Raw genomic sequence first — 26,322 nt, forward strand, 5'->3', positions numbered from 1 at the left:
CTCATAAACAATATTATTATAAAACATTCTACAGATTTGAATGAATATGCTTTTATTCTCGATAATCATCAACAAGCATTGCTAACTCGCCTCAGAGTAGAAGATGTTTACTCCAAGTTAGGCTGGTTTCATAATGCTTCCTCTAGGAATTCCACTTCTTTGTTTACCTTTTTAGGAATGTTAGTTCTTTCTTCAAATCTAAGTTTGTTAATAAGACGCCGTAGCCCTCTCCAGAGAGGGCTTTTTCGTCGTAACCTTCTTCTTCCCCCCAACCAAAAACCCCAGCCCCGGCACCCGCTTCACCACCATACTTAGCCCTAGCGACCCTGCAACAGCTATCACTGTGGTTGGGAACCAGCTCAGGTAGCTGTCATAGAGGTTGTGCTCCATGAAGTTCAGCAGCAGGATGAAGATACCATAGTGGAAGATCAGGATGGCGAGAGATTCTTGGCCGATGTAGGTGAGGAAGGCAGTGAAGAATCTGGATTTGGAGAGCAGTTGGGTCATTTGGATGGTGAGCAGGCTGCCGGCGATCCCGGCGGTGTAGAAAAGAAGCAGATTGCCGTATTCCCTATTGTTCATATCTACATAGCTGTTGAAGTAGGCTGCGGCTAGGAAAATGACTATTAGTAGGAGGGTGCCCAGGTTGAAGATACGGATCTTGCCGAGCAGTTGACGCTGCTTAAGCTGGTAGCCGATGAACACGAAGAGCTGGGCAACGAGTGCGACATCGATGTTCCAGGGCAGGAAGGCTACAGTGCTTAGAGCATAGCCGGACAGGCTTAATGAGAGCATGGCGGCAAGCTGCAGGAGGAGCGGGCGTCCACTCAGATAACGCATACTGAGGCAGAAAATAATCTGGGTCATGAACAGACAGGCCAGGAACCAGATGGGAATGTTCAGGAGCAGGCCGCCGGAATAGGTTCCGTAAGCGATAGCCACTAGAGGTTCATGCCAAGCGATGTCCGGGGTGTGATTGGTCTCGAGGGTTCGGAGTGTAAGCCAGAGCAGGTAGCTTAGGAGCCCAGCAGAGAGATAGGGAACGACGAGGGTAACGATTCGGGTACGCAGCAGGGATGTGAAATTGTCAAAATATTTGGAGGCGCTGAAGAGGTACCCGGAGACGATGAAGAACAGTGGAAGCCGGAAGTCTCTGAACATATCATTCAGAACGACTGGAGTTAAGCCGGCATGTCCTACTACCACGAGCAGAATCGTAATGCCTCTTACCATGTCGATCACTTTGAGCCGAGGGGTTCTTACGGTGGCGGAAATCGATTCCGCTGCAGGTGTCACTGAAGATGTGTCCGGTGCTTGCATGGCTTGGCGGCAGCCCCCTAACATATAAGTTATACATTAGGTTATAGGAAATAATAGGTAAGAACAATGGTGCAAACTAGTTATTTCAAATACTACCTTAGTTGGTTGATATACTTACGTGATCGTTATATAAATAGGGGGAGTTGGGGTTCTTTTTATAATTGATGTGTAATCATATGAAATGAAAGGAAAGTGAGCGGATGAAGGAATATGACTATTCATTGGATGCGATCAAGGGGATTAGCTGTATTTTGATGATTATGGCGCATATTCCGCTTTATTTTAATGGTAATGAACGTGTGTTTCAGATCGTTGCCGGTTTGGCTCCTGTACTTTTCTTTGCGGTCTCGGGGGTGACAACCACGCTGCAGGCACGCAGGCGAAGCTTCAGATCGATGATTAGCTTTTATGCGCTGTTCGTTGTCATCGGCTTCTCATATAATCTCATGTGGAGACCGGATATTCAGGCATTCAAGATTATGGACGTTCCTCAGATCATCGCACTCGGGGTGCTCAGTGTATACCTTCTGGAGAAATACCTCAAACCTCCACTCTATTTATACCTCCTTTTGTCGCTGATAGCGTATTCAGTACATGGATTCATCGGCCACCGTATACCGGATTTTCCTCTCAAGTCTGTTTTGTTCACAGAGACGATCGGGTTTACGTATTTCCCCTGGATGTTTGCGTTTGTGGCCGGAATCTTTGCCTACCGGTGCAATAATCGGGTGAATCTCATTCTAGCTCTATGTGCAGGGCTGCTGCTTGCCGTAGTCAGTTACGGAGGCGTGCATGAAACGGATTTTGTTAAATATAATATGTCCGTGCAATATCTGCTGCTGTCGCTGGTGGTGTTGTTCGGGGTCTTCTACCTCTTCAGACGCAAAAAAAGCTACGCTTCCACAAATCTGATTCTGTATTTCGGCAAGCATTCGCTACTATTTCTGTTTACCCATCTGTTCCTGATCCTGGCATTTGACCGGTTGGGTCTGGGCCGCTTATATATTGTATGGATGTGGGGTTTGGCTCTGGTCTGCACCTATGCGGCGATGAGAATCCTGCTGTGGCTGGGCCGCTACATAGAACATTACATGGATCATCCGGTTCCTTGGGTTCTTATCGTCGTTGGTGTTGTTGCGGTTCCGCTGGTGACCTCCAATAGGGATTTCATCATTCTTGCAGAAGCCGTACTGGGCATTCTCTTCTCGCTCAATTACAAAAAACTCTCCAGCTTAATGTCTGCAAGCCCATCTTCCCGCCCGCTGCCAGCCACTCAGGAGGCTCTTCATGACCAAGCCTAATTACAAGCTGATCAGTAGCACCCGCTGGAAGTCCGGAACGGCACCTGCAACCGCCGCTTCGTGATGGCCAAACAGGGTAAATATACCCTAGGAGGTGTAACTATGAAATGGACCAAACGATTACAGCTAACCTCGTTGACCCTGCTCTCTGTAGGTCTGCTCACTTATGCAGGGTGGGGGACAGCAGCTTCAATGACAGCAGCGGCGGCGCCAGCAACACCAACACCGTCCTGCAGTAGCGGGGATCACGGAATTCTGCAGAAGCTGCAGAAGAAGCATACTGATGGGAGTTCGGAGCCGCTTACCTTCGCTGCTGTGGATTTTCTGAACGCGGATACGGGCCGGGCGGCCGGTAACGGCTTTCTCATCGGGACTTCGGATGGCGGCTGTCACTTTCAGGAGATCTATCAGGGACAATGGAGCTTTCAGCAGATCGATTATCCGGATAATGTACACGGGTGGGCGCTGGCAGCTGTTCAGGGTGGACAAGACAAGTACTTGATTCGAACGACGGATGGCGGCTCAACCTGGAAACGGCTGGGTTCTGACATGGTAACTTTTGAACGCATAGAATTCCTGGATAGTACAACCGGGTTTGGCTATAACCGTGCCTCTACCTATTATACGAACAATGGTGGGGTCAGTTGGAGCAAAATCACTACACCGGCCAATACGCGCGGAGCTGATTTCACAAGCCGCAATAGCGGCTGGGCGGTAGTTATCGTTCCAGGCAGCGGCTACCAGGTGATGAGAACCACCGATGGCGGAGCCAGCTGGAAGCGGATGATGAAGGCAGCTTATGCCGACCCGCAGTATGCTAGAGTTTACGCGAATGCGTCGCAGGTGTATACCGTACTCTACGGTGGTTCGGGTATGTCGCAGACCTCGTATTCACTCTATGGCAGCTCCAATGCTGGCAGCAGCTGGACCCGGGTCATCGCTCAGGAAACTGCCGGTGGCGGCCCGGCACCAGGGAGCGGAGCGGCCAAAGTGAAGAAGGGACCGGGTTCGGGCAGTCCGGGAAATATGCAGCTGATCGGCAAAACGACGGCCTTCATGGTGGGCTATCAGCCTGCGGCCCAGATGGTAGGAACCGGCATGACCAAGAATAACAGCCAGGTGTGGAGCAACTCCAAGACGGTTTTGGGCTTTGAAGGTGTGATCTCCTTCGTAGATCATAATCAGGGCTGGCTGGCGGTACGGGATCTGAATAGCTCAACCCTGTATTTCACCAAAGATACAGGGGCGAATTGGAGTGCCAAGTTTTCTTTTGAGTTCTAAGGGCTCTGTTTCAGAGATTTGTCACGTTTTCGTCTTGTCTATAGCGGTCCTCTCCCGCTTATAATAGGGGAAAGAGACAGGAGGAGGATTGTCCAGATGAGAAATAAAGTTCTCGTAGCCGCAGGACTAGTGGTTGTTATCGCCATAGGAACATATATGTTGGCTGGAACCACAGACAAGAACGTTAACAGCAAACCGGATACGGCTGTAGTGGAAATGGATACCCCGAGCTTCAAGGAAATGGTGCAAAGCTACAGCATGCGGACCGCACAAGCCGAGTCGGCGTCTATTTCATCCACACAGCTTATTGTTAAAGAGAGCGAAACCAAATCTACGACCTATCGATTGCCGGCAGACGAATTTTTTGTCTCCATCGCACCCTACGTCGAGAAGACACATCCGTGTGCAACCCATAATCTGACCGGATGCCAGGGAGAGATGGTCGAGGAAGAGTTTAATATTTCGGTCAAAGACACGGACGGCAATAAGGTCATGGACAACCAAACCGTGAAATCCCAGCCCAACGGATTCATCGATTTGTGGCTGCCGCGGGACCAGACCTATCAGGTAACGATTGAGCATGACGGCAAAAAAGCCGAATCCGAGATTTCCACGTTCGAGAAGGACGATACCTGTGTTACGACGATGCAGTTAGGGTGAGGGACAACTAGGCAAGTCTCAGCACCTGTCGTCTACAATGCAAGATAATGGATATGAACCCCCGTCTCCATAATTGAGGCGAGGGTTTTATATTACCCTAATCATGGTAACATTTGTTAGAAGATGCGCATTAAGTTATGCGGAATCGGTCAGAGAGGGGTGTTAAGAACTATTTATAAAAGGTTGTGTTCATACGATAGAATAATAAAGACTTAATCTATTTCGGAGGGACACAAGGTGAGAATACATATTAAGAAACTGAAGATCGGCGATGTTCTGAAAACCGATATTTTTAACCGTCAAGGTCTTCATGTGCTGGCAAAAAAGACAAAAATCCGTCTTGAGGATATTGCATTACTGAATAAACATAACATTAAATTTGTGGATGTTGAGGGCAGTGTAGAAGAACGTATAGCCAGAGAGGTATTTAATGGTACTGAACGTCCTCTGAGAGTCAAACATAATTATGATGAATCTATTAGGGAATACCAAGCCTTCTTTTTGGAGGCTGTAATCTCAGGAGAGTTTGATCAATCGAAAGTGAAATGGACGCTAATGCCTTTGTTGGAACAGCTTGATGAGCAAAAAGACGTGCTTACACTACTCTTCAGTTTCCAAAAAGAAGATGAGACCATTTACAATCACTCCTTGCAGGTTGGTTTGTTGTCATACTATATTGCTGCGTGGCTAGGCTATCCGAAGAGTGAAAGACTTGAAATTAGCAAGGCAGGATACCTCCATGATATCGGGAAGAGTCGCGTTCCGTTATCCATCCGTAACCGGGTCGGCCAATTAAATGATGAGGAAGAAAAGGTGCTTCAGAAGCATACTGCGGCAGGCTATCAGATTATCCGCAAATCGTTGAACAATGATACAACTGCATTAGTGGCGCTGCAGCATCACGAAAGGGAGGACGGAACAGGCTATCCACTCGGATTACAAAAAGATAAAATCCATCCCTATGCCCAGATTGTTGCTGTGGCCAATGAATTCATCAGCAAGACATTTACTCCTGCGGAACAGCCAAGGCGAAACTTCTCAATAGTGCTGCAAGAAATTTATGAGCTTGGATTCGGTAAACTGAACGAGAAGCCCGTGCAAGCGCTAATACATAATCTGCTCCCTAATATGATTGGAAAAAAGGTACAGCTTAGCAATGGACACATAGGAGAAATTGTATTGAACAATCCTATGGATTTTTTCAGACCCCTTGTGAAAGTGAAAGAGGTATTTATAGATTTGTCAAAAGAACGTAATCTGAATATTCGAGAAATTATAGTTTAGATCAATTTTAACTGATAGGTATGCGCTAGTTGGATTATCGGGGGAATTTAAAAGAGCCGGCACTTAAGATCAGTGGCGGCTCTTTACTACTTGTATTAGATACTCATTCTTCCCCTGTCTCCACAATCCACACCTCCGGCAAATTGCGGAACTGCTCCGCGTAGTCCAGGCCGTAGCCGACGACGAATTCGTCGGGGATTTCGATGCCGCAGTAGTCGATGGGGATGTCGGCAAGGCGGCGGGAGGGCTTGCTGAGGATGGTGCAGATGCGGACACTTGCAGCCTCCCGGAGAGCAAAGAGCTGCTTGAGATGCTGCAGGGTCAGGCCGGTGTCGATCATGTCCTCGACGAGGAGGACATGTTTACCACGGATGTCGGTGTCGATGTCTTTTTTGACGGTGATGACGCCGCTTGAGGTGGAGCTGGCGCCATAGCTGGATACGGACATGTAATCCATGCCGATAGGGAGGGTGATCTCGCGCATCAGGTCAGCCATAAATACGGCTGCTCCCTTGAGGATGCCGATGAGCACCAGCTCCTTACCTTCGTAATCCCGTGATATGTCTGCTCCAAGCACCTGGACTCTTTGCTGCAGCTCTGTTTTGGTTACCAGAACCTTTTGTAATGACGTCATTGTGTGGGCTCCTTATGAATCAGAATGATCCCGCCGCAGCAAGCTTTCTGTGTTCACGGGCTGCTTATGATCAGGATGATGATCTGTCCTTTTCCTTAAGCATAACATCATGTGCTCCGCCTTCAAAGATGGTTGTCGAAGAGACAAGGGTAATCTTCGCCTGTTGCTGCAGCTGCGGGATGGTTAGTGCACCGCAGTTGCACATGGTGGATTTGATTTTGCTGATGCTGAGATCCAGATTATCTTTGAGACGACCGGCATAAGGAATGAAGGAATCCACGCCTTCCTCGAACTCCAGCTTGCTCTCCTTGTCGGCATTGCCGAAGTCGTACCGCTGCCAGTTGCGGGCCCGGCTGGAGCCTTCGCCCCAATACTCCTTCACGAAGTTGCCGCCGACCAGCAGCTTGCGGCCCGGGCTTTCATCGAAGCGGGCGAAATAGCGGCCCAGCATCACGAAGTCGGCCCCCATCGCCAGGGCAAGAACGATATGGTAGTCATGCACGATGCCGCCGTCGGAGCAGATCGGGACGTAGATGCCTGTTTTCTCGTAATATTCCTGGCGTGCTTCAGCGACTTCAATGACGGAGGAAGCCTGGCCGCGCCCGATGCCTTTTTGCTCACGGGTGATGCAGATGGAACCGCCGCCTATGCCGACCTTGATGAAGTCCGCACCTGCTTCGACCAGATAGAGGAAGCCTTCCTTGTCCACTACATTGCCTGCGCCAACCTTTACTTTCTCCCCAAAAGTCTCCTTAATATAGTGGATCGTCTCGGCCTGCCATTCGGAGTAACCATCCGAGGAGTCAATGCAGAGTACATCCGCACCTGCTTCCACAAGCGCCGGAACACGTTCCTTATAGTCTCTGGAGTTGATGCCTGCCCCGACGATTAGCTGCTTGTTGCTGTCATGCAGCTCGAGCGGGTACTCCTGATGGCTGTCGTAGTCCTTGCGGAACACGAGATGAACCAGATGGCCGCTGCTGCTCACAATCGGCAGACAGTTCAGCTTATGATCCCAGATCATGTCATTGGCTTCAGTCAGGGAGATGCCTTCATTGGCATAGATCAGTGAAGCGAGCGGTGTCATGAACCCTGTAATCGCGCAGTCCGGCGGCAGCCGGTTCTCACGGTAATCGCGGCTGGTGACTATGCCCATCAGCTTGCCTGTAGGCTCTCCGTTGTCGGTGATCGCGATGGTCGAATGGCCGCTGCGGGCTTTCAGCTCCAGCACATCCTTCAGGGTGTCCTCGGGACGCAGATTGGAATCACTGAGCACGAAGCCGGCCTTGAATTTCTTGACTCTGCGGACCATCTCCACCTGCTGCTCAATCGGCTGCGAGCCATAAATGAAGGAAATTCCGCCGCTTTTGGCCAGGGCAATCGCCATATTATGGTCGGAGACAGCCTGCATTACTGCAGAAGTCACGGGGAGGTTCATCGTCAGGGCTGGCGTTTCTCCCTTGCGGAATTTGGTCACCGGAGTTCTGAGATCGACATTTCCCGGAATGCATTCTTTGGTCGTCAGATTCGGCACCAGCAGGAATTCGCTGAACGTTCTGGACGGCTGATCATAATAGTAAGCCATGTGTGGTCGCTCCCTCTCTTGGTTTGTTTTTTCTATACTTTTGACAGGAATTGTACCGGTACACCAATATCCATTTCCAGCTGTTTGTAATGCTCGCCCTTGGCCAGAATCGCCTGAACACCGACAAGCTGAATGCCCATGTGTTCCATTTGTTGGGCGATGCAGCGGATGGTAGCGCCTGAGCTGATCACATCATCGACGAGGAGCACCCGGTCCCCGGAAGTGAATCCGTCAAAATAGATATAGTTCTCATTATACGCCGTCTCGCGTTTGATGCTAACTTCATAGTTATCGTATAATTCGGTGCTGAGACGCAGAATATTCATCGGTTTCATCAGCTTGTAGGCCGCGAGCATCCCCCAGGTATGTCCACCTGGCTCGGGAGATACGATATAATCAAAAGCAGGGAACTGCACCGTAATGCTCTCGGCAAGGCTGTCCGTGATTTCACTAATCAGCTCAGGATCAATATAGGTGCCGCGCTCGCCGAAAGGATAAAGCTTGAAATCATAGGCGGTATCTTTATTTTTATAAATCCTTACATTTTTAGCGTTGCTGATGGATTCGCTGAGTCTTGCATAGGATGCGCTCATAGTCTTCACTCCTTAAAAGTTGTGTTAGCATATACAAAAAAACCCGGACTACAAGAGGCACCTGGAGGGCAAACGGCATCATGGAGAAGCGCACCAAAATCATGCGGGCTCTCGTCTTGAATATCCATCAGCCTTGCAGTGCCTCTTGTAGCCTGGGGCAATTTACGGTTGCCTGTAGAAACGCTCATACCAAATTAACGAGCTTATACAAGAGGTGTGAAATTAGAGGAATTATGAATGAAAAGTGACATTAGGTAGGAATCGGGTAGGATTATTAATCTATATGTTAGGAATAGTGACTTTAATCATTTGTTATATGCTATCATTCGCAATATTGTGTGTCAATATTTGATTTATATGTTAGATTTGATTACAACGACTGTGACTGGGGAGAGTGATTGAGATGCCGGAAGCTTCGCAATGGAAAATGGATACTTGTTCGTTGAAAGGTGATGGGGAGTGGAACGAGGATGCGCTGGTCATTCATGAAGAGGGATGTGTGTATGGCGTTGTGGATGGAGCGACTTCGCTTTCGCCATACCGGAATCCGGAGGGGCAGACAGGAGGATATATAGCGGCGCAGCTGGCGGCAGCACATTTTATGACAATGGACCCGCACGGGAAGCTGGAGCAGACTGCAACTGAAGCGAACCAGGCTCTGTGGCAGCAGATGGTGGCGGAAGGTGTGGATACGGGGGAGGCATCCAATCGGTGGTCGGCAGCCTTGGTCGTGGTGAAGATCCATGAATACAGCGTTGAATACGTACAGGCAGGGGATTGTATGCTGCTTGCCAGGTATAAGGATGGTACGGTCAGAGCGCTGACCCATCCCCAATTGGCGCATGTTGACCGGAAGACGCTGGACAAGATGGCGCAGCTTCGCTCCGAAGGCATAAGCGATCCGGCAGAGCTTCGCAGAGCGCTTATACCTAACCTCACGGGCAACCGGAACTTGGCCAATACGATTGACGGCTACGGGGTATTAAATGGCGACCCGCGATTCCCGCAGTTTTTGGAGAAAGGAACGTTTAACCGGGCGAATCTGGAGAGTCTCTATATGTTCAGCGACGGCTTGTACACCGAAGAATCTAAATGGACGGAATTGACGGATGCTCTGGAGAGACTTGGGGCTGAGGGGTATGCCGGGGCTTTGTATGATAAGGAACAAGAGGACCGGATGCTGCTGGAGGTTCCGCGCCTCAAGGTTTCTGATGATAAAACATGTATAGTGCTGCATTTGGGGTAGGCGGTTTTCCCAAGCGTAAGCTGATTAAAAATCTAAAAATAACCGATCCTAACCATGGCGTTGCCACGGTTTTTATATTTCCTGCTGAACCGGTACGGAGCTATTTTAAGGGCGACAATGACGTTTAGCTTGTTTATAATGATTATTATCTGGATTTCATAAATAGTTCAAAGGTTTTGTCAAAAGGTGCTTTTTCATGTGATATACTTAACACAGCGTTTATAGAAGTTGTGAAAGTGGCAGCAGCTAATTACGGATGAGCGGCAACAGTGCCTGCACCAATGAATAGAGATTAGGATGGTGAACAAACGATGCATATTGTCGTCGTTGGCCTGAATTACCGCACGGCACCCGTAGAGGTCAGGGAACAGTTCGCTTTTGCCGAGAGGGATCTGCCTGCGGCGTTACATCAGCTGATGGAGACCAAAAGCGTGCTGGAAGGGGTCGTCGTTGCTACCTGCAACCGGACAGAAATTTATGTGGTTGTGGACCGGCTTCACATGTGCGGATATTTCATCCGCAGCTATATGGAGCAGTGGTTTGGAGTGAAAAGCGATGTATTTGCACAGCATATGTATATATATGAAGACGAGCAGGCGATTGCCCATCTCTTCCGCGTAACCTGCGGTCTGGATTCTATGGTGATCGGTGAGACGCAGATCCTGGGACAGGTGCGCAGTGCTTTTTTGACTGCCCAGGGCGAAGGGGTGACAGGAACCTGGTTCAACCGGCTGTTCAAGCAGGCGGTTACACTGGGCAAACGCGCTCACAGCGAAACATCGATTGGCGAGAGTGCAGTATCTGTCAGCTATGCGGCTGTGGAGCTGGGCAAGCGGATCTTTGGCATGTTCTCCGGCAAAAGAGTGCTGATTCTTGGCGCCGGCAAAATGAGCGAGCTGACGGTGAAGCATCTGTACAGCAGCGGCGCGGCGGAAGTGATTGTCGCCAACCGGACGCTGTCGCGTGCTGTGGAGCTTGCCGAGAAGTTCTCGGGCAAGCCGAGCACGATTGAGCAAGCCTTACAGCATCTCGATGAAGTGGATATTGTGATCAGCTCGACGGGAGCGGATGGCTATGTCCTGACAGCGGCTCAAGTGGCTGAGAATATGAAGCGCCGCCCATCGCGTCCGCTGTTCATGATTGATATAGCTGTGCCTCGTGATATTGACCCGGCGGCGGCGAGCGTCCCGGATGTGTTCCTGTACGATATTGACGATCTGGAAGGCATTGTAGAGACCAACCTGGAAATGCGCCGTACAGAGGCCGCCAAGATCGAGGTTATGATCGAAGCCGAGCTGGAAGATTTCCAGATGTGGCTGAAGACCATGGGGGTCCGGCCGGTGATCCGTGCGCTGCAGGATAAATCCAATGGTATATATGAAGATACGATGGATAGTCTCTTCAATAAACTGCCGGAACTGGACGAGCATCAGCGCAAGGTTATCCGCCGTCTCACGAAGAGCATTGTCAATCAGATGATGCATGATCCGATCAATGTCATTAAGGAGCTGTCCGGCGGCAAGCAAGGAAACGAAGCGCTGGAGTATTTTACACAAATCTTTGCGCTTCAGGAGCAGCTTGGCACAGGGACAGACGACGGAAGTTCTGCAGAGCCGGAACGAAAGGAAGCTGAACGCGATTCCGCCAGCGAGTATACGCTGCCGAAGTCGGTGTTCGCTCCGGCAGGCCTGCTGGGCGGGTGAACCAGATGCAACTGCTGAATGGAATATATGATACAGCTCTGCTGCTATATGCCCTGAGCCTGCTGTTTGTTTTCTCGGATTGCCTTAAGCGGAATCCGGGCGGGAAGCGGCTGGGCACAGGGCTTCTTGTTTTTGTTGGCCTTTTGCAATCTTCCGGTCTGGCGATCCGCTTCTCACAGGAGAACGGTTTGCCGATTTTTACACCGTATGATTTCCTGTTCTGGTTCTCCTTCATTATTGTGCTGACCTCACTTGCGATTGCCTACACCCGAGGCGGAGAATTTACGATTCTGCTGCTCAGCATGGCAGGCTTCAGTGTCTTCCTGCTGAACAGGGTCTGGCTGACTGCCGAGGATCATACACTGCAGAGCTGGAGTGCGGTGCACGGGTGGCTGGCGATGCATATCATTTTGGCCAACCTGAGCTTTGCCGCCCTGACACTGGGAACGGTCTTTGCCATAATGTATCTGTTCCTGCATACGCGGCTGAAGCACAAAAAATGGGATGATCGCATCCGCCGCCTGCCGAGCCTTGAGACCATGGACAAATATTCATATACCGCGATTCTGGCCGGGGTTCCCCTGCTGCTGGCTTCACTGGTGCTGGCCGGAATGTCGATTATTGCTGAAGGGCGGACTCCATTGTTTCAGGATTCTAAGGTGCTGACCACCCTGATTGGGCTTGCGGTCTACATTGCCTATATCTTCCTCAAGCGCTCTGCCCGCCGCAGCGGGACCTCTATGGCCCGCTGGGCTATTGCCGGGTACGGGTTCATTATTTTGAATTTTTTGCTCAATTCCTGGTCGGAGTTTCACGGCTGGGGGGGCTAGGGGAGTGCTATGTGGAGCCTGCTGTTCTCTTGGGGGAAAGTAACGGCTTACCTTGTGGAGTGACACTTCATATTAAGTGACAATGAACGAAAGTGAGAAATTAGCCCTTCTTTTATGAAATCTAAGTTCTTCTATAGGGCTATAAGTGTGCTAACCATCCACATGCTGTCAGTAAAGCTGAGGTTGACAGGTCACCGCCCGAGGTAAGTATAAGAAAGAATGATAGCTGAAGGGGTTCTATTTGGCCTTGACAGTAGTAAAATTGAGATTGGATTGACGGTGAAATTCGGGTAACGCGGGTGCGGGAATTTTGATACTGGTTCAGATGAAGTGGATGGGTTCCTGCTGGTTTTTGCGGGTGTTGCGATGAAGGGCTTGATATATGCGTTAGTGGGCTCGATGTACGCGATAGATTGAATTGACGATAAATTCTCCTGGAGCGGGTACGGGAATCTAATGTGCGTTGTACACGGTTGGATTTGCGTTACAGGCTAGTGGATGTGTTGGTGGCAGGAGTAGGAGTGTGGCTGGATGGTGAAGTATTTTCCCATTATGCTGGATCTACAGGACCAGCGTGTGGTTGTCATTGGCGGCGGCGCGGTGGCGGAGCGCAAGGTGGTCGCGCTTATAGAAGCCGGGGCAGCGGTGGTTCTGGTCAGCCCTTCGCTGACCGGGACGTTAGCCGCCCTGGCTGAAGCGGGGCGGCTGAGTTGGATCAGCCGCCCCTATGCCCCCGGGGATATACGGGGGGCATTCCTGGTCTACGCCGCCAGCAACGATGCGGCGGTGAATGAGTCGGTGGCCCGGGAGGCGCGCAGCCTGGGCCTTCCGGTGAATGTAGCCAGCCGGGCCGAGGCGGGCAGCTTCATTACCCCCGGCGTGCTTCGCCGGGGGCGGCTAACGGTCGCCGTGTCGACTTCAGGCGCGGGACCGTCGGCAGCTGCGAAGATCACGGAGCAGCTGGCTGGGATTCTGGGCGAAGAGTATGAGCCCTATCTGGACTGGTTACACAACCTGCGGACAGAGATCAAGCGCAGGGAACTGCCGCCGGAGCTGCGTGGACGGCTTCTGCGCAGGCTAGGCGAAGTTGATGTGTTGAATGAGATGCGACAGGGCACCTTTATAGAGTGGGGTGCGGACGAGATCGACGACTGGATCACCCGAAATTTAGAAAAATAAGTAGTGAACTGCTGGCAGTCTGAGGAATAGGTCAGGCTGCAGGAAGGCGTTAGGTTAGAGGAAAACGTGCCTTGATGACTCTAAATGTGTGAGTTATGAGATGGGGTTTTCGTCAAATGAGACGCAGGTAGCCTGCGCGGGAAGCGGGCGAAACAAAGGTAGAAATACCTTTGAATGACGCGCCGGGGCTGGAAGTGGGCGAATCAAAGGTAGAAATACCTTTGAATGACGCCCCAAGGCTGGAAGCGGGTGAAACAAAGGTAGAAATACCTTTGAATGACGCGCCGAGGCTGGAAGTGGGCGAAACAAAGGTAGAAATACCTTTTAATGACGCGCCGAGGCTGGAAGTGGGCGAAACAAAGGTAGAAATACCTTTTAATGACGCGCCGAGGCTGGAAGTGGGCTAAACAAAGGCAGAGGCAGTTACCAGGTACCAGGAGGGATGAGGCATGAGGAAGATAATTGTAGGCAGCAGACAAAGTGCGCTGGCGCTCACGCAGACGGGGCAGGTAATTGCCGATTTGGAGCGGTTGAGCGGGGAGCATGGGTTTGGGTTTACGTTTGAAGTTCATAAGATTGTAACTAAGGGAGACCGGATTCTTGATGTAACGCTGTCCAAAGTTGGCGGCAAGGGATTGTTCGTCAAGGAAATTGAGCAGGCGATGCTGGCCCATGAGATAGATATGGCTGTACATAGTATGAAGGATATGCCCTCCGAACTGCCGGAGGGATTGATGAATGGTGCGGTTCCGAAACGCGTGGACCCCCGCGATTGTCTGATTTCAAACGGCGGTCTTGCGCTCGAAGATCTGCCGCAGGGTGCGCGCGTAGGCACAAGCAGCCTCCGCCGTTCCAGCCAGCTTGCAGCGCTGCGGCCCGATCTTCAGATTGAGCCGGTGCGCGGCAATATCGACTCACGTCTGGGTAAGCTTGCGAACGGCGAATACGACGCCATTCTGCTGGCGGCGGCGGGGCTGGCCCGGATGGGCTGGCAAGACCGGGTAACTGCGTATTTGCCGCCGGAGGTATGCCTGCCTGCTGTAGGGCAAGGCGCACTCGGGATCGAGTGCCGGGTGGATGATGCCGAGCTGCGGAAGCTGCTGGCCTTATACAATGATGAGCAGACGGCGCTTACGGTAGCGGCGGAGCGGACTTTTCTGGGCGCTCTCAATGGCGGCTGCCAGGTGCCGATTGGCGCTTTTGCCGTGCTGGACAATGAAGCTGTGAAGTCAGCCTCCCAAAGGCTGATTACATTGACAGGAATGGTGGGAACACCGGATGGCTCGGTCATCCTGAAGGAAACCTGCAGCGGGTATGACCCGGCGCAGCTGGGTGAAGAGGTGGCCAGGAAGCTCATCGCCAGAGGAGCGGAACAGATTTTGGCGGATGCAAGGGGATGAGAGAAATGACGGGGAAGGTATATCTGGTAGGTGCGGGACCTGGGGATGCTAGGCTGATTACGGTCAAAGGTCTGGATTGTATTAAGAAGGCGGATGTGCTGGTATACGACCGGCTGGCCAGTCCCAGACTGCTGAAATGGATGAAGCCCGGCGGGCAAAAAATATATGTAGGCAAACTCCCGGACCGCCACACGATGAAGCAGGAAGAGATCAATCAGCTGCTCGTTGATTTGGCGCTGGAGGGCAAAACGGTAGTCCGGTTGAAGGGCGGGGACCCGACGATTTTTGGCCGTGTGGGTGAAGAGGCGGAGCTGCTGCGCAGACACGGTATTTATTATGAGATTGTGCCGGGGATTACCTCGGCGATCAGTGTTCCGGCGTATGCCGGCATTCCGGTGACCCACCGGGATATGGCTTCTTCACTGTCCATTATCACAGGCCATGAAAGCCCGGATAAGCTGGACCATTCTATTCACTGGGATAAAGTGACCAATGCAACGGGGACACTGATATTTCTGATGGGCGTAGCCAAAATCGGCTACATCAGCGCCCAGCTGATCAAGCATGGACGGGCGCCGGAGACGCCGGTGGCGCTTGTCCGCTGGGGGACACGTGCGGATCAGGAGACGCTTACGGGGACGCTCGCTGACATTGAAGCGAAGGTGAAGGCCGCTGATTTCCAGTCGCCGGCCGTGATCGTTGTCGGCGAGGTTGTGCTGCAGCGCGAGCAGCTCATGTGGGCAGAGGCGTTGCCGCTGTTCGGCAAGCGCATTGTGGTTACACGGGCCCGCAGCCAGGCCAGCGAGCTGGTGGATTGGATTGAGGAGCTCGGCGGAGAGCCGTACGAGTTCCCGGTCATTGAGACGAGGATGCCCGAAGGTGCCGAGCAGAAAGCAGGTATTGCCGCCGCGTTGGCGTCGCTGGAAGAATACGATTACGTATTCTTTACGAGCGCGAACGGCGTGGAGTTTTTTTGGCGCCACCTGGCGGAGCTGAAGGTGGACATCCGCAGGCTGCACCGCGCCCGGATCGGCGCGGTGGGTCCGGGTACAGCCGCGGCGCTTGCGCAGCGCGGGCTGGTGGCCGAGGAGCTGCCTGGACGCTTCCAGGCAGAGGGGCTGCTTGAAGCCTTCGGGCCAAGGCTGCAGCCGGGGCAGAAGGTGCTTCTTCCGCGCGGCGATCTGGCGCGCGAGTGGCTGCCGGACAAGCTGCGGGAGCTCGGCCTGGAGGTGACCGAAGTGGACACCTATGAGACCGTGGTGACAGGTGAAGACGATATCGAGCTGCTCAAGCTGCTGGAAGAAAAGCGGATCCACGCAGTGACTTTTACCAGCTCATCGACGGTTCGCAACTTCATCAGCATTCTGCAGCGCATGGGGCTTGAAGATCCGCTTCCGCTGCTGGCAGGCGTCAAGATTGCCTGTATCGGTCCCGTGACTGAACAAACCGCCGTAGAGGCGGGGCTGACACCGGGACTTCTTCCTGAAGAAGCGACGATTGAAGCGCTGGTGCAGGAGCTCTGCCGCTGGAACGAGACTATGAGGCTGAAGTGAACTGGGCTTTGTCGTGACTGGCTGAGATCGATGGGTTCTTGATCGGGCTCACTGAAGTGGATTGTTAATGTTATAGCTCGCTGAAATAGATGGGATTTTGTCGTGCCTGGCCGGATTGGAATGGTTATTGTCATGACCGTCGGGGATTGACTGGGTTTTGCCTTCACTCGATTTGGGTTTATATATGTACTGTACAGGAGGATAATATCATGGGGTTTCCAATTACAAGACACCGCCGTTTGCGCGGAACAGCAGGAATTCGGGGGATGGTGCGGGAGACGATCCTGAATACGCTGGATTTCATCCAGCCGATTTTTGTCACCTATGGAGCAGGTGTGAAAAGTGAGATCAGCTCGATGCCGGGCGTGTATCATTTTTCGCTGGATACGCTGAAGGCGGAAGTGGATGAGATTGCGGCGCTGGGCATTCCGGCTGTACTGCTGTTCGGGATTCCCGAAACTAAGGATGCGGTCGGCTCGTCTGCGTTTGCTGAGGATGGCATTGTGCAGGAAGCCACACGGCTGATTAAAAAGTGGTACCCTGAGCTGCTCGTGGTTGCCGATACCTGTCTCTGTGAATTCACGGATCACGGACATTGCGGCATGGTTCATACCCATACGGTGGACGGCGTGGTGCATGGCGATGTGATTAACGATGCTTCGCTGAACCTGTTGACCCGCACGGCAGTGTCTCAGGCTCAGGCGGGTGCGGATATTATCGCTCCGTCGAATATGATGGACGGGTTCGTGCATGCGATCCGTGCCGGACTGGATGAGAACGGATTTGAGCATGTGCCGATAATGTCATATTCGGTAAAATATGCTTCGGCCTTCTACGGGCCGTTCCGTGAAGCCGCTGACTCCGCACCGCAGTTCGGAAACCGCAAAACCTACCAGATGGACCCGGCCAACCTGCGCGAAGCGATCCGCGAAGCGGATTCAGATGTGCTTGAGGGTGCGGATATGCTGATGGTGAAACCGGCTTTGGCTTATCTGGATGTGATCCGCACCATCCGTGATCAATTCGATCTGCCGCTGGTGGCTTACAATGTGAGCGGTGAATATTCCATGGTCAAAGCGGCGGCTCTGCAAGGCTGGATTGATGAACAGGCTGTCGTGCTAGAGATGCTGACCGGGATGAAACGCGCCGGCGCGGATATCATTATTACCTATTTTGCCAAGGATGCAGCCCGCTGGCTGCGCAGATAACAGGGCTGAATGCTACTGTACCTGGCAGTAGCCGGGTCATATCTATAGCACAATACGAACTGGACAGGAGTGGTGACAATGAGCAAATTGCCTTTGGCGCGGCGGGAAGAGGCTTCCCGCAAGGCTTTTGATGAAGCCAAGCAGTATATCCCCGGCGGAGTGAATAGTCCGGTCCGGGCGTTCAAATCTGTGGGGCTGACCCCGGTCTATGTGGATCATGGCGCGGGTTCACGCATTTATGATATCGACGGGAACAGCTTTATTGACTACGTCTGCTCGTGGGGTCCGCTGATTATGGGCCATGCCCACCCTGAAGTGGTCAAGGCGCTGCAGGAGACGGCAGTCAAAGGGACAAGCTTTGGCGCACCGACACTGCTGGAGACGGAAATGGCCAAAACCGTGGTCGGTCGGGTTCATTCGGTTGATATCGTGCGCATGGTCAATTCCGGAACCGAAGCTACCATGAGTGCGATCCGGCTGGCACGGGGGTATACCGGAAGAAGCAAAATCCTCAAGTTCGAAGGCTCTTACCACGGCCATGCAGACAGTCTGCTAATCAAAGCCGGATCAGGCGTAGCTACACTTGGACTACCGGATAGTCCCGGTGTGCCTGAAGGCGTGGCCATGAATACGATAACCGTGCCTTACAATGACCTGGAAGGGGTCAAAATTGCCTTCGAACGCTTCGGCAATGAGATTGCTGCTGTAATTGTGGAACCGATTGCCGGGAATATGGGCGTAGTGCCCCCGCTTCCGGGATTTCTGGAGGGGCTGCGCAAGGTGACTACGGGCTACGGTGCGCTGCTTATTTTTGACGAGGTCATGACCGGATTTCGGGTGAACCGGGGCTGTGCCCAGGGGCTGTTCGGCATGGAGCCGGATCTTACCTGCTTCGGCAAAGTGATTGGCGGAGGCCTTCCGGTAGGCGCTTATGGCGGCAAAAGGGAAATCATGGAGCAGATTGCTCCAACCGGACCAATCTACCAGGCGGGGACGCTCAGCGGCAATCCGCTTGCGATGGCAGCGGGTCTGACAACACTTAGACTACTGACACCGGAGGTGTACGACCGTCTGGAAGTTCTCGGTGCGCGTCTGGAGGCAGGACTTATGCGCAACGCGGTGGATACAAGCATTCCGCTAACCATTAACCGTGTGGGCTCCATGGTCTGCCCATTCTTTACTGAAGGTCCGGTCATCAATTATGATACAGCCAAAGCCAGTAATCTGGACCGGTTCCGGGCGTATTTCGGTAAAATGCTGGATCAGGGCATCAGTGTTCCGCCTTCACAATTTGAAGGCATGTTCGTCTCTGCCGCACACAGCGAGCAGGATATTGATGATACGCTGGAGGCCCATTATCAGGCCTTGAAATCCCTGTGACGGCAGAGAAGGAGCCGTTATCCGTGACGGGTGGCGGGTCCTGGACCCGCCGCGGAGAATGGCTGGAGGCCATGCCTGGACGGGTAATTACCTCGGCCTCAGATCCGGCAGCGGCCATAGATCAGTGGCTGCTGGAAACCGTGGGCATGCCCGCTAAGCTCCATTCTAGATTACGCCGCGAGGGCGGCGTACAGTGGAAGGGAGACCGCCTTCGGCTGGGATTGTTCCCTTACCGTGAGGCGGGCATTGAGCCGGCGTGGACGTCACTTGAAGTGTTGTTCGAGGATGACTTCTGCCTCGTTGTCCATAAGCCTGCGGGCATGGCGGTTCACCCCGATGGCAGCGGGAATGAGATCACTCTGGATCATGGGGTTGCCGCCCATTATGCGGCTTCGGGCGGGGGAGTCGCCGTACGCCATATTCACCGTCTGGACAAGGACACAACAGGTCCAGTGCTGTATGCGAAGAATGAGTATGCACAGCTTGTGCTTGATGAGGCTATGCGTGCCAAATCCGTCTCGCGGCTGTACGCCGCGATCGTGCAAGGCGTCGTGCCACCTAGGCTGAAGGTAATTGATGCCCCGATTGGCCGCGACCGTCATCATGCGGCACGCCGGCGGGTCTCTCCGGGCGGGCAGGATGCGGTGACGCGGATCGTTGGCCGGGAGGTTCTGCAGGGCGGTACCGTGCTTAAGGTGCAGCTCGAAACCGGGCGGACGCATCAGATCCGTGTCCATCTAAGCCACATGGGCCATCCGCTGTTCGGAGATGCTCTGTACGGCGGTCCGGCCTGGAATGCAGGTCGGCGTCCCCATTCCGGCGGTGTCGGAAGACAGGCACTGCATGGTGAAATACTTGCGTTCAATCATCCATGGACCAAAGAACAGCTTGAAGTGGCCGATCCATGGCCTGAGGATATGCTGCTCTTGCATGAACAGCTGGGAGCAGATCTGCAGGTTTGAATGCCCTGGTGATGAGGGGTTTATAAGGTCCGGGCTCATACTGTTCCCGTGAGCCTGCTCATCACGATAACCCATTTACTGAAGTCAAGAGCCCCCCAAGGCTGCGCTCCGGCACAGCCTTGGGGGGCTCTTGTTCGACGTATGACATTCTGAAGCGGATTCCCGAAGGTAGCGGCTGTTTATACCGGATTCTGCTGCGTGTCTCGCCGATCAGATGTTAAGCCGGCGCTCATACGCCTGAATATAGCCTTGACCCGCTTGAGTCAGTTTGCCTGCATCGATATAACCGGCTTCATAGATATGCTTCATCACCGTTCTGAAATCCCGGGGGTCCACACCACTGGCATGCGGGTATGCCGCCTCCTGCTTTTGTTCAAATCCTTTCAGAATTTGATATACGGGATCAGCACTAATCATGCAATCAGCCTCCTTTCTAATTTTTAAAGTATATTCCCGCCAGTCTTTGTTGGTGAAACCCTGAAATACAGGACCATAAGTGTGTCCAGCCCGAACGGTAGGTAAAGCCAATAGCATGTAAGAAACTGGATGCTGTGAAGTAAAGCAAGCTAACGGATTTTGGGTAATAACACTAATAGAAATAAGATTCATTTGCGTGACTGGATAGTGTTTATATGATGGGAGGAACACCATGAAATGGCAGGGTAGAAGGGGCAGCTCGAATGTGGAGGACCGCCGGGGGATGGGCGGCGGCGGAAAGGTGATCGGCGGCGGAATCGGAGGAATCATTATTGTTGTGATTGTAACGCTGCTCAGCGGAGGGAATGCCGGTGATATTCTTGGTGGTCTCACGTCCAGCGGCACGAATACTTCGGCACCTTATGAACAGACGGCTCAGGAGAAAGAGTTGGCCGACTTTGTATCCGTTGTGCTGGCGGATACGGAGGAAGTGTGGTCCGGGGTTTTCCAGGAAGAGGGGAAGACATATCAGGACCCGACGCTCGTGCTCTATACTGGCAGTGTAGATTCGGCCTGTGGCACAGCAACATCGGCGGTGGGGCCGTTTTATTGTCCGGGTGATGCCAAGCTGTACATCGACCTCAGTTTTTACGACGAGCTGCAGCAGCGCTTCCAGGCACCGGGAGATTTCGCCATGGCCTATGTAATTGCCCACGAAGTGGGACATCATGTACAGACGCTGCTCGGCACTACGGAGAAACTGGATTCGGTCCGTCAGAGCTTGAGCGAGAAGGAATATAACAAATACCAGGTCCGTTTTGAGCTTCAGGCCGATTATCTGGCCGGCGTCTGGGCCAAGCATGCCCAGGGGATGAATCTGCTGGAAGAGGGCGATCTGGATGAGGCGCTGACGGCGGCGAGTGCGGTCGGCGACGACACGATTCAGAAGCAGGCCCAAGGCTATGCGGTGCCCGACAGCTTCACCCATGGCACTTCAGAGCAGCGCAAGCGCTGGTTCTACACAGGCTTCCATTCAGGTACCATTGAGGGCGGCGATACCTTTAACGCTACCGAGCTTTAGGGGAAGCAGGTGAGGCCAACAACTTCATAAACCTCGAACCTCAAAACGGCTGCGCTGTCCAGTAAAGGACGGCGCAGCCGTTTTATGTAAAAAAGGTACCGTCCCTGAAAAAGACAATGCAGCTACAACAGGGCATCTGCCCGCTCAGGCTTCCAGTTCATTTTTATACGACAGCCGGTTACGGCCAAGCTTCTTGGATTCCAGCAGCAGCTGGTCGGCATACACATACCCTTTTTCCATAGAGGTCCGCTGCCCCACTTCCGCCTTGTAATAATACAGGCCAAAGGAAGCTGAATACACAACATTGATCCGCTGGTCCTCATACTCGGCAGTGACGCTGTGTCCGGCAATCGTGTCCAGAATTCCCTGAATCTGCGTGTGGCAGTCCTCAAAGGATTTGTGTCTCAGGAACATGGTGAATTCCTCGCCGCCGCTGCGGAACAGAATGTCCTCTTCCTGCATATGCGACTTTAGCGTATTGGCAAAGTGGATGATCACCCGGTCACCGACGGCGTGGTTATAGGTATCGTTGATTTTTTTGAACCGGTCGATGTCCGCCACCACGATACCGATGCACTCATTGCTGTGGTTCAGCTCCTTCATCATCTTATCCATATGGGCGCGGTTGAAGGTTCCGGTCAAAAAGTCGCGGTAGGCCATCTGCTCGAACTTGTCCCGTTCAAATTTATGCTGGGCGCTTTGTGATTTGGAATAGAAGGAGATGCTCACGACATAGTTCAGCAGGAAGAGCGCAATCAGCATTTCCCATTTCTCCATCTGCAGCAGCCGCAGCAGCAAAGCATTCGTCAAGGTTACCTTGCTGAAGTCCAGCAGATTTCTGTTGTGCAGCAGCAGGTCCATAGCTTCTTTGCGGGTGGTGATATCACCTGAGAGTGCAAAGGTAAGCGTCAGGAAGCTCGCCGACAGGAGCGTCGTCACACAGACTACCAGAAGAAACAGCAGCCAGTAGCCCAGTGGCATATGTGCGGCATAAGGATGGAGCAGCGTGTACAGGTAGTACCCACCCGAACCGCCAATCGTAAAGGAACCAATATTGTAAAAGGTGTCCAGAAATTCTCCGGGGTCCGCGGTTTTGGTCTTCTTTTTATAGAAAAACACCGTAAACCGGTATAGTACCTCGAACAGAAGTGTGCCCATAGGCCCTGCGAAAACCCCGAAAGAGGAGGTGTAGCTGATCGCGTAATCTATATTCGAATTGCCGCTTCGGGTCACAATGCGCAGTTGATAATAAATACTTGAAAAAGCCCAATATAAGATCAGAGCTTTGAGATATGTATGGTCTAGCACTATAGCGTGCCTCGCGCCGAAAGCTATGGCCACAGAGGCAAAAAACAGAAAAAGGTCAAATACCCTTGCTTTGGACATAACGTTGATTTCCTTTCAGGAGTTATTCCGATTATACCCGAAAATTTCGGGTTGTGATTAAAAGTTATTTTAGAAAATTCGCCATTTGTCCATGTCCCGGCATGAGGGAAGTTCATATAATATTTTGTTCGTTTTATTTTTGGAACCGGGGAGAGAAGCGGATGAAGATACTGCTGGTCACCTATTGGGGGCTTACGAATATGGGCGGGATTTGGACATATATGAAGCAGCTGGCTGACAAGCTGAATGAGTATGGACATGAGGTTACACTGATGGGAAGCCGTGCAGAAGATCATACGCTGTATCTGCTGGACCAGGGAACTTTCTTTGACAAAAAAACTCTCTATAACGTGCTGCTGCCACAGCTTGATAAGGACCGGTTTCCCCATCTGCATCTGGAGCATGGTATCTTCAGCTTTGAGCTGGGCCGTTACGTCTTTGAAGGCGGGGCAGCGGTTCTCGGTCTGGAGAAGTATGATGTGATCCATGCGCAGGACCCTATTTCTGCCTATGCTCTCCGGCGGATCATGAAGGTGCGTAAGCCTCTGGTCTCGAGCTTTCACGGAGCGCTGGCGTATGAATCCTATTTTGAATATAAAGGCCTCGAACCGGCGCTTACCCGAAAAGAGTATGAAAAACGGGCCATCTGGCGGTATTTCCGCCGGCTCGAGGGAATGGGGGTCCGGTCCTCTGACCTTATTCTGGTTTCTTCGGACTGGATAGCAAGGCTGGTGAACCGGCAGGATGCGGGTGAAGCGCCAATTCGTATACTGCCGTATGGAATTGATGTGAAGCAGTACGATGCGAAGGCAGCGCTCCCGGCCCCGCTTAAGTTTGGAGACGGGCTCAAAGTAATTATGTACGCCGGACGTCTCGAATATATCAAAGGAGTACATGTGCTGATTGCGGCTCTGGCAATTCTGCAGCACAGCCGTCAGGACTGGGTATGTGCAATTTCCGGAATTGGCAGCCTTACAGAAGAATTGCAGGCGCAGGTGCTGGACCAGGGAATGCAGGGGCGGGTATTTTTCACCGGGAAAATGGACAATATTCCAGCTGCACTGACCGCCGCGGATATTTATGTGCAGCCCAGCCTGCAGGACACACAGCCTTTTTCGGTGACGGAGGCTCAGCTTGCCGGAATTGCGCCGGTTGTAGCCGGAACGGCGGGGATGCCGGAAATGGTGCAGCAAGGGGTCACAGGATTTGTCGTACCGGCAGAGGATTCCATGGCACTGGCGGTGCAGCTGGAACAGTTGCTTCAAGATGACGAACTGCGGCTGCGGACAGGGAAGCAGGCCCGTAGCTGGGCTGAGCATAACCGTACACTGGATGGCATGGCAGCGGGGACACTGAAGGCGTATCATGAAGCCCTGTCGATGCAGCATGGGCAGAGTAGTTATCCCGCTCCCAGAAGGTTCAATAAAGGTGAGGGGCGTATTAGACTACCTCAGGCATTTCATCCTGCCGATATTTTGGAACATATGCCCCCTGACCGTCCGCTGGCTCATGCTCTGCGTGAGGGGCTTCCGCAGGATTATTGCATTCCTGATGCCCAAATGGCTCTCAAAGAGTAGAGGCATTCCCTGGTATAGGCTGTGTCCAAAGTTGTCATGCCTTACGGATTTAAGCATATACATGAGGGGAGTAACATTTTGGGCTTATGCTCTGGGCTTGTCTCAGGGTTAGATTATGCCAAGAAGGAGGACATTTCCCGTGTTTGACCAGTCCCACGGCTTGCGGTTTGATATTTATGAACGCATTCATCTGCCTGCAGAACTTCCGGGAATCGCTGAGCTGGAAGAGGTTGAGCTGATCCCGGACATCCAGGTAATTCAGCGGGAGGACCGTGCCGAGCTGTATGGTCAATTGCTGCTTACCGGGCTCTACCGAGGAGAAGATGACCGGACCCAGCGTTTGGAGCATGCGATTCCCGTAGAAATCACAGTTCCGCTGACACGGGTCAGCTCGCTTGAAGACATAGGGGTGGAGATCGAGAATTTTGATATTGACCTGCTTACGATGCGTACAGTCAATATCACAGGCGTACTATCCTTGCGCGGAATCGGGAGCGGTGATACGCAGCCAGCCTGGCAGCAGGAGGAATATACAGTAGCTTATTCTGCTGAAGATGAGGAGCGGTTAGAGGTAGCTCCTGCTGACAAGATTGAGCATGAGAATGATGCACTCTATGAGAATTCGCTCTGGACCTATGGCGAAGGAGCAACTGACATTACGGCACATGATCAAGGAAGCGGGCATGGCAATGCTGTCGGTGTCGAGGCTTCGGCTCCTCTGCCGAATTCGGAGCTTCCGGCAGAGGAGGGTTACAACCAGCCTGCCGCAGTAGCTGAGCCACAGCCAAAGGACAAGGAAGCCAAAGTCCGGACTCACAGTCTCGATGCTCATACCGGTTATGATGTCCTGGAGGCAAAGGCGGGTGAGCCAGCTCTAGAGATCCATTCTGTGTATCAGGAAGAGCCTCCACACCTCGCGGAAGCTGTGGAGAAGGCAGCAAGCTTGCCGGATGAAGCTGAAGCTGTAGCAGAACCCCAGCAGGAGAATGAGAACAATGGGGCTTTTGCATCTCCCGATGTAGAGCCTGTATCCGAGGAGAAACCTGACCTGAAAATTGGTCTTGGCAGCAAAAAAGAACCGAAGGAAGAAGAACGGGAGCAGCTTACATTCTCTTCCCTTCTCAGCTCCAGCCGGGCCCGGAAGGAACAGGAGGAACAGCATGCCCCGGCGCCGGCACCGCCAGCAGCAGCACCGGATACCGGTAATAATACAGAATGGAAAAGCCGGTTCATCGGGGGCCGGGGCAGCGCGGACTTGTTCCGCAAAGTCCGGCTCTGCATTGTCCAGCGGGAAGAAACATTGGACACGATTGCAGAGAAATATCAGCTAAGTACAAGGGAATTGGTGATGTACAACCGACTCTCCGGACAGAATGTAGAGGAAGGTCAGGTATTGTACATCCCCTGAGATGGCTTAAGTAAGAGTCCCGGCCGGGTGCGGCCGGGATTTTTGCGTGGGATGGGGTATAGTATATGAATCGCAGTTGTGCATATGCTGGTTGACTAGGAATAGTACTGAATGTATTATGGGATTAAGTAAAATCAAAAGACTGGGAACGGGAAGAGTAGGCGGTTAGCCCTTCAGAGAGCGGAATTTGTAGTTGCTGTGAATTTCCGCAGGATGCAGCCCCCGAAGTCGCCCCGGAGTCGCCCTTCTAAGCCTGTTGCGCAGATGTGATGCACAGGGTAGGATGTGGCCGGACGCAGCCGTTATCTGCATGAGTGTCGCGCTAAGCTTTTGG

23 protein-coding genes and 1 riboswitch are annotated in these 26,322 nt (G+C 52.6%); of the genes, 17 read left to right on the top strand and 6 right to left on the bottom strand.

Annotated features, from left to right (window positions below; all coding sequences use genetic code 11):
* Positions 1–207: 207 nt before the first annotated feature.
* The gene (locus A3842_RS18405) at positions 208–1,320 is read right to left on the bottom strand and encodes an acyltransferase family protein (protein WP_074102298.1); all 1,113 of its coding nucleotides are present in this window, start codon (positions 1,318–1,320) and stop codon (positions 208–210) included.
* Between the two features lie 200 nt (positions 1,321–1,520).
* On the opposite strand from A3842_RS18405, the gene A3842_RS18410 reads away from it, so the two are divergent.
* The 4 genes from A3842_RS18410 (at position 1,521) to A3842_RS18425 (ending at position 5,846) form a co-directional block, all read left to right on the top strand.
* Complete coding sequence (locus A3842_RS18410; RefSeq protein WP_074102299.1) at positions 1,521–2,621, top strand: hypothetical protein; 1,101 nt, start codon at positions 1,521–1,523, stop codon at positions 2,619–2,621.
* 102 nt (positions 2,622–2,723) lie between these two features.
* Positions 2,724–3,902, top strand: a complete 1,179-nt coding sequence (locus A3842_RS18415) for a WD40/YVTN/BNR-like repeat-containing protein (protein ID WP_074102300.1) — start codon at positions 2,724–2,726, stop codon at positions 3,900–3,902.
* A gap of 96 nt (positions 3,903–3,998) precedes the next feature.
* Positions 3,999–4,562, top strand: a complete 564-nt coding sequence (locus A3842_RS18420; RefSeq protein WP_074102301.1) for a CueP family metal-binding protein — start codon at positions 3,999–4,001, stop codon at positions 4,560–4,562.
* Between the two features lie 237 nt (positions 4,563–4,799).
* On the top strand, positions 4,800–5,846 hold the full coding sequence (locus A3842_RS18425) for an HD-GYP domain-containing protein (RefSeq protein WP_074086555.1): 1,047 nt from the start codon (positions 4,800–4,802) through the stop codon (positions 5,844–5,846).
* A gap of 103 nt (positions 5,847–5,949) precedes the next feature.
* Here the strand turns inward: A3842_RS18425 and hpt are convergent, their stop codons facing one another.
* The 3 genes from hpt to A3842_RS18440 form a co-directional block, all read right to left on the bottom strand.
* Positions 5,950–6,480 carry a hypoxanthine phosphoribosyltransferase gene (gene hpt / locus A3842_RS18430; protein WP_074102302.1) on the bottom strand — a complete coding sequence of 177 codons (531 nt, stop codon included), beginning with the start codon at positions 6,478–6,480 and terminating at the stop codon, positions 5,950–5,952.
* 70 nt (positions 6,481–6,550) lie between these two features.
* Positions 6,551–8,065: an IMP dehydrogenase gene (locus tag A3842_RS18435; RefSeq protein ID WP_074102303.1), complete on the bottom strand. Its 1,515-nt coding sequence runs from the start codon at positions 8,063–8,065 to the stop codon at positions 6,551–6,553.
* 32 nt (positions 8,066–8,097) lie between these two features.
* Positions 8,098–8,658: a phosphoribosyltransferase gene (locus A3842_RS18440; RefSeq protein WP_074102304.1), complete on the bottom strand. Its 561-nt coding sequence runs from the start codon at positions 8,656–8,658 to the stop codon at positions 8,098–8,100.
* Positions 8,659–8,786: 128 nt separating this feature from the next.
* A riboswitch (purine riboswitch) is annotated at positions 8,787–8,889 on the bottom strand.
* A 172-nt stretch (positions 8,890–9,061) separates the two neighbouring features.
* On the opposite strand from A3842_RS18440, the gene A3842_RS18445 reads away from it, so the two are divergent.
* The 10 genes from A3842_RS18445 to A3842_RS18490 all read left to right on the top strand — a co-directional run bounded on the left by A3842_RS18445 (position 9,062) and on the right by A3842_RS18490 (position 20,119).
* Positions 9,062–9,904: a protein phosphatase 2C domain-containing protein gene (locus tag A3842_RS18445; RefSeq protein ID WP_074102305.1), complete on the top strand. Its 843-nt coding sequence runs from the start codon at positions 9,062–9,064 to the stop codon at positions 9,902–9,904.
* Positions 9,905–10,215: 311 nt separating this feature from the next.
* Entirely contained in the window at positions 10,216–11,607 is a 1,392-nt protein-coding gene (hemA, locus tag A3842_RS18450) for a glutamyl-tRNA reductase (protein ID WP_074102306.1), read from the top strand.
* Positions 11,608–11,612: 5 nt separating this feature from the next.
* The gene (ccsA, locus tag A3842_RS18455; RefSeq protein ID WP_074102307.1) at positions 11,613–12,437 is read left to right on the top strand and encodes a cytochrome c biogenesis protein CcsA; all 825 of its coding nucleotides are present in this window, start codon (positions 11,613–11,615) and stop codon (positions 12,435–12,437) included.
* A 552-nt stretch (positions 12,438–12,989) separates the two neighbouring features.
* Positions 12,990–13,616, top strand: a complete 627-nt coding sequence (locus A3842_RS18460) for a precorrin-2 dehydrogenase/sirohydrochlorin ferrochelatase family protein (protein ID WP_256701757.1) — start codon at positions 12,990–12,992, stop codon at positions 13,614–13,616.
* 170 nt (positions 13,617–13,786) lie between these two features.
* Positions 13,787–14,023: a hypothetical protein gene (locus tag A3842_RS18465; RefSeq protein ID WP_074102309.1), complete on the top strand. Its 237-nt coding sequence runs from the start codon at positions 13,787–13,789 to the stop codon at positions 14,021–14,023.
* 42 nt (positions 14,024–14,065) lie between these two features.
* Positions 14,066–15,016 (top strand): hydroxymethylbilane synthase, encoded by a 951-nt coding sequence (gene hemC / locus A3842_RS18470; protein ID WP_074102310.1) that lies wholly within the window; start codon positions 14,066–14,068, stop codon positions 15,014–15,016.
* A gap of 5 nt (positions 15,017–15,021) precedes the next feature.
* Positions 15,022–16,569, top strand: a complete 1,548-nt coding sequence (gene cobA, locus A3842_RS18475) for a uroporphyrinogen-III C-methyltransferase (RefSeq protein WP_074102311.1) — start codon at positions 15,022–15,024, stop codon at positions 16,567–16,569.
* A gap of 209 nt (positions 16,570–16,778) precedes the next feature.
* Positions 16,779–17,777 carry a porphobilinogen synthase gene (gene hemB / locus A3842_RS18480; protein ID WP_074102312.1) on the top strand — a complete coding sequence of 333 codons (999 nt, stop codon included), beginning with the start codon at positions 16,779–16,781 and terminating at the stop codon, positions 17,775–17,777.
* A 78-nt stretch (positions 17,778–17,855) separates the two neighbouring features.
* A complete protein-coding gene (gene hemL / locus A3842_RS18485) occupies positions 17,856–19,157 on the top strand; it encodes a glutamate-1-semialdehyde 2,1-aminomutase (protein WP_074102313.1) in 1,302 nt (433 codons plus the stop codon).
* A gap of 23 nt (positions 19,158–19,180) precedes the next feature.
* On the top strand, positions 19,181–20,119 hold the full coding sequence (locus A3842_RS18490) for an RluA family pseudouridine synthase (RefSeq protein ID WP_074102331.1): 939 nt from the start codon (positions 19,181–19,183) through the stop codon (positions 20,117–20,119).
* 210 nt (positions 20,120–20,329) lie between these two features.
* Here A3842_RS18490 and A3842_RS18495 read toward each other — a convergent pair whose 3' ends face one another.
* The gene (locus A3842_RS18495; protein WP_074102314.1) at positions 20,330–20,536 is read right to left on the bottom strand and encodes a hypothetical protein; all 207 of its coding nucleotides are present in this window, start codon (positions 20,534–20,536) and stop codon (positions 20,330–20,332) included.
* A gap of 232 nt (positions 20,537–20,768) precedes the next feature.
* Between A3842_RS18495 and ypfJ the strand changes: the two genes are divergently transcribed.
* A complete protein-coding gene (gene ypfJ / locus A3842_RS18500; protein ID WP_074102315.1) occupies positions 20,769–21,617 on the top strand; it encodes a KPN_02809 family neutral zinc metallopeptidase in 849 nt (282 codons plus the stop codon).
* A 144-nt stretch (positions 21,618–21,761) separates the two neighbouring features.
* Here ypfJ and A3842_RS18505 read toward each other — a convergent pair whose 3' ends face one another.
* A complete protein-coding gene (locus A3842_RS18505) occupies positions 21,762–23,003 on the bottom strand; it encodes a GGDEF domain-containing protein (protein ID WP_074102316.1) in 1,242 nt (413 codons plus the stop codon).
* 161 nt (positions 23,004–23,164) lie between these two features.
* On the opposite strand from A3842_RS18505, the gene A3842_RS18510 reads away from it, so the two are divergent.
* On the top strand, positions 23,165–24,580 hold the full coding sequence (locus A3842_RS18510; RefSeq protein WP_074102317.1) for a glycosyltransferase family 4 protein: 1,416 nt from the start codon (positions 23,165–23,167) through the stop codon (positions 24,578–24,580).
* A gap of 139 nt (positions 24,581–24,719) precedes the next feature.
* Positions 24,720–25,988 (top strand): LysM peptidoglycan-binding domain-containing protein, encoded by a 1,269-nt coding sequence (locus tag A3842_RS32610; RefSeq protein WP_083606962.1) that lies wholly within the window; start codon positions 24,720–24,722, stop codon positions 25,986–25,988.
* Positions 25,989–26,322 lie beyond the last annotated feature (334 nt).

The organism is Paenibacillus sp. P3E, assembly GCF_001909045.1.
Classification (GTDB): domain Bacteria; phylum Bacillota; class Bacilli; order Paenibacillales; family Paenibacillaceae; genus Paenibacillus_AQ; species Paenibacillus_AQ helianthi.